Source organism: Nocardiopsis lucentensis DSM 44048, from assembly GCF_000341125.1.
Classification (GTDB): Bacteria; Actinomycetota; Actinomycetes; order Streptosporangiales; family Streptosporangiaceae; genus Nocardiopsis; species Nocardiopsis lucentensis.
The window spans coordinates 1-6698 of record NZ_ANBC01000346.1; the positions used below are offsets into that span (position 1 = coordinate 1).

A 6698-nucleotide genomic window follows, 5' to 3' on the forward strand; every position below is an offset into this window, starting at 1 on the left:
TTCCAGGAGTCGGAGCCGGATTCGCGTCCGCCTCCGGTGTCCTTCTCACCACCGAAGGCTCCGCCGATCTCAGCGCCGGAGGTGCCGATGTTGACGTTGACGATCCCGCAGTCCGAACCCGCCGAGGACAGGAAGCGCTCGGCCTCAGCCTGATCCTGGGTGAAGATCGCCGACGACAGCCCCTGGGGTACGCCGTTGTGCAGCGCCACCGCCTCGTCCAGGGTGCGGTACGTCAGGACGTACAGGATCGGCGCGAAGGTCTCCTCCTGGACGATCTCAGCCTGCCCGGGCATCCGCACCACGGCGGGGTCCACGTAGTAGGCGTCCGCGCCGGCCTCCTCCAGACGGCGGCCGCCGCCGACCAGCACGTCGCCGCCGTCGGCCTTGGCCTGGTCCAGCGCCTTGACCATGCCGGAGTATCCGCGCTCCCCGATCAGCGGACCGACCAGGGTCGACTCCTCGAGCGGATCGCCGATCCGCTCCCGGAGCTGCTTGTAGGCGTCGACGATGCGCTCGGTGACCTCGTCGGCCACGTCCTCGTGCACGATCAGGCGGCGCAGCGTCGTGCACCGCTGCCCGGCCGTCCCGGCGGCGGCGAAGACGCTGCCGCGCACCACCAGGTCCAGGTCGGCCGACGGGGTGACCACGGCCGCGTTGTTGCCGCCCAGCTCCAGCAGGCACCGGCCCATCCGCGCGGCGACCCGGGGGCCGACCGTCCGGCCCATGGCGACCGATCCGGTGGCCGACAGCAGCGCCACCCGCGTGTCGTCCACGAGCGCCTCGCCCACCTCGCGGCCGCCCAGCACCACGGTGTGGACGTCCGAGGGCGCGCCGACGTCGGCGGCGGCGCGCATGAGCAGCCCGTGGCAGGCCAGCGCCGTGAGCGGGGTCAGGTCGGAGGGCTTCCACACCACCGTGTCGCCGCAGACCAGGGCCACGCACGTGTTCCAGGCCCACACGGCGACGGGGAAGTTGAACGCCGTGATCACGCCGACCACGCCCAGGGGGTGCCAGGTCTCCATCAGGCGGTGGCCAGGGCGTTCGGAGGGCATGGTGCGCCCGTACAACTGTCGGGACATGCCCACGGCCAGGTCGCAGATGTCGATCATCTCCTGGACCTCGCCGAGGGCCTCGGAGGTGATCTTGCCAGCCTCGATCGTCACGAGTTCGGCCAGGTCCGCCTTGTGCTCCCGCAGCAGTTCACCCAACCGCTGGACGAGCCTGCCGCGCTCGGGCGCGGGCGTGTCTCGCCAGGTGGCGGTGAAGCACTCGTGGGCGGCCCCGACGGCCCGCTCCGCGGAGGCGGGGGTGTCGAACTCGACGGGGAAGAGGATCTGGCCGGTGATGGGTGTTCTCGCCACTCCGGCCGCGCCGATCGGCTCGCGCAGGCGGTCGACTCCGCACCGTTCCAACGCGGTCCGCGCGCGGTCGGCGAGGACGTCGGTGTCGGGAAGGGCGCCAGTGTGCATGTGTTGCTCTCTCCGTTGAGAGGGACGTGCTGTCGGTTCTCACACTGCCAACTTCGGGGCCGGTGGTCCACCCCCGGTGTCGAGGTTGTGGACAACGGCGGTGGGTCCCCCCACAGCCGCCGGGCCCGGTGACGTTACACTCGACCGGCCCGTTTTCCGCGCATCGCGCCCGCCCCCCGACACAGACAGGGAACCGTGCAGCACGACACCACCCCCGAAGAGGTCCGAGCCGAACTCCCCCAGCCCGGACGGATCCTGGCGCGATCCGGGTTCGCCGCCGCCGAGCCCCTGTTCACCGCCGACCTGGCGGCCAGTACCGACCTCGGCCAGGCCAGGGAGGCGGTCGCCGCGCACGCGTCGCGCCTGTGGACCGAGGCGACGCGCGCGGAGTCCGGGGACACCGACGACCGCCCCCTGTACTGGGCCCGTCTGGTGCTCTCGGCGCGGCTGCGCGCCTGGCGGCCCGGTTTCGCCCTCGGCGACGGTCAGCGCGCGGACCTGCTGCGGCTGTTGGAGTGGGAGTCTCGGGGCTTCTCCGACATCGACTTCCCGCCGGGAGAACGCTGGGCGCGGATCGTGGTGACCGGTTTCGACCCCTTTCACCTGGACGAGGACGTGGAGTGCTCCAACCCCTCCGGGGCCGCCGCGCTCGACCTGCACGGGTGGACCTTCCCGGTGGGCGAGCGCACCGCCGTGGTACGTGCCGCGATCTTCCCCGTACGCTGGTCGGACTTCGACGAGGGTGTGGTGGAGCGGGCCCTGGGCCGCCACCACGCCGACGCCGACGCGGTGGTCACCCTGAGCCGGGGGCGTCCCGACCGGTTCGACCTGGAGGTGTGGAACGGCGTGTGGCGTGGTGGCGGCACCGACAACGAGGGGCGTGCCGCCACGGGCCGCGCCCCGGTGACGGGCCCGCAGGCGCCCGAGTGGACACGCTCCTCCCTGCCGTTCGAGCGGATCATCGAGCGCGCCGCGGGCCACTACCCGGTGGTGGCCAACAGCGAGGTGGTCGAGGTTCCGGCGGGGTCGAAGGAGGGGGTCCGCCGCCCACAGGGCCCCACGGAGGGATCGGCCGCCCGCGCGGGCGGCGGCGGGGACTACCTGTCCAACGAGATCGCCTACCGCAACACCCTGTTGCGTGACCGTTCGGGCCGGTCGATCCCCGCGGGCCACGTGCACCTGCCCCGGACGACGGCACCGGCCGAGCACACGGAGGTGCTGGCACGGCTCCGGGAGATCGTGGCGGCCGTGGTCGACTGATTCGTGACACCCCTGCCAGGCGTGTCGCGTTACGGCTAATCCGGGCGGGATTTTCGATATGGTCCCTGTCGTGGCTGTCACCTCACTGCGACGCAACGTAACCGCCGGTGTGGCCCTGGGACTCCTGCTGGTCCCCGGCTGCCACGCCGCCGAGCACAGGCTGCCCCATGCCGAGGCGATCAGCCTCCCGTTCTCCGACGTGCCGGGGGCGGCCGTCGGCGAGCACGTGGTGGAGACCGACCACAGCGTGGTCGGCTACCGCTACCCGCTCCTGGGCGCGGGCCACCCGCTCACCGAGGAGGTGCGCACCGTCATGGCCGCGCGGCAGACCGCGTTCCTGGAGGAGTTGTCCGGAAGCGGGCGCCCCGAACTGCGGCAGGACGTGTCCCTGCTCGCCGCGTCCCAGGAGGTCGTCGGAACGAGGCTGACCGCCGTGTCCACGGCGGGCATGAGGGAGAGCCGGGAGTCCTCCACGCTGTGGTTCGACGCCGGCAGCGGGGCGGTCCTGCCGTGGACGGCCCTGTTCCGTGACGAGGAGGCCGTCGAACGCGTTCACGTCCTCCTGGCCGACGTGCTGCGGGAGGACTACCACCTGCCCCTCGCCGACCTCCCCGGGGTGGTCGGCGAGGCCGCCCTGCGCGCCGCGGAGGAGCCCGGGGCCGTGGAGGAGGCCGAGGGGGACGAGTCCTCGCCCGACACCGCCGGAGCCGCGGGGGCCGGAGCGGCCCGGGACGGCGCGCCGTCCGGAGCGTTCGACGCCGAGCGGGCGCGGGAGGTCGCGGACGCGTGGTCCGGGTCGCCCCTGGAGGACGTCGCGTTCAGCACGGCGGGCGGGCTGACCGTGCGTATGGATCCCACGCAGGTGCCCGGGGCCGGCCAGGTCTCGGACGTGATGCTTCCGGTGGAGCCGCAGCAGGCCGAGGAGCTCCTGTCCGAGTTGGGCTTCCACGCCCGCGAGGCGGCGCTGTCGGGTCCCGACCCGGACGTCTTCCTCGAGGAGGGGCCGTCCGCCGAGGGCGGCACCCTGGACTGCGAGCGGCTCAAGTGCGTGGCGCTGACCTTCGACGACGGCCCCGGTGAGCACACCGACGCGCTCATGGACACCCTCGCCGAATACGACGCCCAAGCGACCTTCTACGTCCTGGGTTCTCTGGTGGAGGAGTTCCCCGAGGCCCTGGAGCGAATGGCCGCCGAGGGGCACGAGCTGGGCAACCACACGTGGGAGCACGACGACCTGAGCGGCATGTCGGCCAAGGACATCGAGGCGGACATGGCGCGCACCAACGCGGCGGTGCGCGACGTGATCGGTGTGGACCCGCCGTCCATGCGGCCGCCCTACGGCGCGTTGAACGGGACCGTGCGCGAAACGGTCGGCCTGCCGATCATCCTGTGGGATGTGGACACGTTGGACTGGCGCAGCCGGAACACCGACGAGGTCGCCGAGCACGCGATCTCGCACAGCACGTCCGGCAGCGTGGTGCTCTTCCACGACATCCACGAGTCGTCCGTCCGGGCGATCCCGGACGTCCTGGACGAACTGCACCGCCAGGGGTTCCACTTCGTGACGGTCACCGAACTGTTCGAGGCGGGGCTGGAGCCCGGCGACGTGTACACCGACGCCCGGCACGAATGAGACGCGCGGCCCGGGGCGGGCTCCGGGCCGCGCGGTCGTCGGGGCCGCGCGGCCGGACCGGGTCAGAGCATGCGGCGCAGGACGCGCTCCTTGAGGTCGGTGATGGGCGCGTAGGCGACCCGCATGGTGTCCAGGAGCAGGGACTTGTCGAGCACCGACTTGGTGTGCGAGAAGGTGTCGATGGAGGCCGCCGCGTGGTAGGCGCCCATGCCGCTCTCACCGACGCCGCCGAAGGGCAGGTCGGGAACGGCCAGGTGGGCGATCGGCAGACCGAAGGCCAGCGCCCCGGAGGAGGTCTGGGTGGTCAGTCGGCGCTTGGTCTCCTCCGAGTCGGTGAACGCGTACAGGGCCAGGGGCTTGTCGCGCTCGTTGACGAAGGCGATGGCCGCGTCCAGGTCGGGGACCCGCACGACGGGCAGGACGGGGCCGAAGATCTCCTCGGCCATGACCGGGGTGTCGGCGGTGACGCCGCCGAGGACGGTCGGGGCGAGGTAGAGGGCGTCGCGGTCGTGGTCGCCCCCGGCGACGACGGTGCCGGAGCCGAGCAGGGCGGTGAGCCGGTCGAAGTGGCGTTCGTTGATGATCCGGCCGTAGTCGGGGCTGGTGCGGGGGTCGTCGCCGAACATCTCGGTGATGGCGGCGGCCAGCTCGCGCTCCAGTTCGTCGGCGGTGTCGCCGACGGCCAGGACGTAGTCGGGGGCCACACACGTCTGTCCGGCGTTGGTGTACTTGCCCCAAGCCAGGCGGCGGGCGGTGGCGGCCAGGTCGACGCCGGGTTCGACGATGACGGGGCTCTTGCCGCCCAGCTCCAGGGTGACGGGGGTCAGGTGTTTGACGGCCGCGGCCATGACGATGCGGGCGACGGCACCGTTGCCGGTGTAGAAGATGTGGTCGAAGTGCTGTTCGAGCAGGGTGGTGCTCTCGGGGATACCGCCCTCGACGACCGCGATCGCCTCGGCGTCCAGGTAACGGGGCAACAGCTCGGCCAGGACGGCGGAGGTGGCGGGGGCGAGCTCGCTGGGCTTGACCAGGGCGGTGTTCCCGGCCGCGATGGCGCCGACCAGCGGCGCCAGGGACAGGTTCACCGGATAGTTCCACGGCGCGATGATCAAAACGGTGCCCAGGGGTTCGCGGACCCGGCGCGCCCTGGCCGGGGCGAGCGCCATCGGCACGGAGACCCGCTGGGGGCGCAGCCACGACGCCAGGTGTCTGAGGGTGTGGTCGATCTCGTTGACCACGAATCCGATCTCGGTGGTGTGTGCCTCGACCGGGCTCTTGCCCAGGTCGGCCTTGAGTGCCCTCTCCAGGGCGGGGCGCTCCTCGGTGAGCAGGCGGCGCAGGGCGCGCAGCTGGTCGCGGCGCCAGGTGAGGGGTTTGGTGCGACCGTCGGCGAAGGCGGTGCGCAGGCGGTCGACGATCCCGGGGATCGCGGAGGTGTCGGTCAGCGGTTCGCTGGGGGCGTGGATGTCGGTCATGGGCTGATACTAAACGAAACTGTTTCGTTTCCAACAGGTCGGCTCGCATAGGATTCCGGGCATGACCACGGACCATCTGCCCGAAGCGTCCGCCGCCCCCGCACGGGGGCGGCCACGGGACGCCGCCCGGGACCGCGCGCTGATGGACGCCACGCTCACCGAACTCCAGCTGCACGGGTACAGCGGCCTGACCACGGCCGCGGTCGCCAAACGGGCCGGAGTCTCCACGGCCACGCTGTACCGGCGCTGGCGGTCGAAGGAACACCTGGTGGTGGGGGCCGCCCAGGCCTGGGCCGAGGACCTGGGGCCCGACCTGGACACGGGGAGCCTGGAATCGGACCTGAGCCGGGTGCTGCACGACAAGGCCCGGGCGCTCGACGGCCCCTCGGGGCGGCTGCTGCGGGCGGTCGTGGGCGAGGCCGCGCACAACCGGGCGCTGGCGGACGTGCTGTTCGACGCGTTCGTGATGCCGCTGCAGAACCGGGTGGCGGCGCTGTTGGAACGGGCCGCCGAACGCGGAGAGATCGCGCCCGTGGCGGACCCGGTGGTGGTCGGCGAGATGGTGATCGGCCCGATGGTCACGCACACGTTCCTCATCCCGCACGTGCCCGGGGCCGACCCGGGCGCGGACATGGCCGACCGACTGCTGCCGTACCTGATGCGCGCCCTGGGCGCGCAGGGGTAGCCGGTGGTCGACCGGGCGTGGGCCACCTGGAACCGGCCGTTCCCGGTGGGGTACGCGCTGACGCGCCGTTCCTGGAAGGGGCCGCCGCAGCTGTGGGGGCGGTGCGCGGACGCCGAGGACCTGTTCGTCGCCCCCGGGGACGCGGCGGGGAGTCCGTTCCGGCTCATCGGCTGCGA

5 protein-coding genes are annotated in these 6698 nt (G+C 72.4%); 3 read left to right on the forward strand and 2 right to left on the reverse strand.

Translation table 11 applies throughout. From position 1 onward, the window contains the following. Positions 1–1469: L-piperidine-6-carboxylate dehydrogenase (gene amaB / locus D471_RS0112155; RefSeq protein ID WP_017598867.1), on the reverse strand; the 1469-nt coding region annotated here is incomplete at its 3' end. A 195-nt stretch (positions 1470–1664) separates the two neighbouring features. On the opposite strand from amaB, the gene D471_RS0112160 reads away from it, so the two are divergent. Together D471_RS0112160 and D471_RS0112165 are read left to right on the forward strand one after the other, a co-directional pair. Then, complete coding sequence (locus D471_RS0112160; protein ID WP_017598868.1) at positions 1665–2729, forward strand: hypothetical protein; 1065 nt, start codon at positions 1665–1667, stop codon at positions 2727–2729. 58 nt (positions 2730–2787) lie between these two features. Beyond that, on the forward strand, positions 2788–4362 hold the full coding sequence (locus D471_RS0112165) for a polysaccharide deacetylase family protein (RefSeq protein WP_017598869.1): 1575 nt from the start codon (positions 2788–2790) through the stop codon (positions 4360–4362). Positions 4363–4424: 62 nt separating this feature from the next. Here the strand turns inward: D471_RS0112165 and D471_RS0112170 are convergent, their stop codons facing one another. Further along, entirely contained in the window at positions 4425–5837 is a 1413-nt protein-coding gene (locus D471_RS0112170) for an aldehyde dehydrogenase family protein (protein WP_017598870.1), read from the reverse strand. 61 nt (positions 5838–5898) lie between these two features. Here D471_RS0112170 and D471_RS0112175 point away from each other — a divergent pair, with 61 nt between their 5' ends. Then, the gene (locus tag D471_RS0112175) at positions 5899–6522 is read left to right on the forward strand and encodes a TetR/AcrR family transcriptional regulator (protein ID WP_017598871.1); all 624 of its coding nucleotides are present in this window, start codon (positions 5899–5901) and stop codon (positions 6520–6522) included. Positions 6523–6698 lie beyond the last annotated feature (176 nt).

Excerpts from the sequence above, each read along its gene's own strand:
- D471_RS0112175 (WP_017598871.1), top strand. The coding sequence starts at position 5,899 with ATGACCACGGACCATCTGCCCGAAGCGTCCGCCGCCCCCGCACGGGGG.
- D471_RS0112170 (WP_017598870.1), bottom strand. The coding sequence starts at position 5,837 with ATGACCGACATCCACGCCCCCAGCGAACCGCTGACCGACACCTCCGCG.
- D471_RS0112165 (WP_017598869.1), top strand. The coding sequence starts at position 2,788 with ATGGTCCCTGTCGTGGCTGTCACCTCACTGCGACGCAACGTAACCGCC.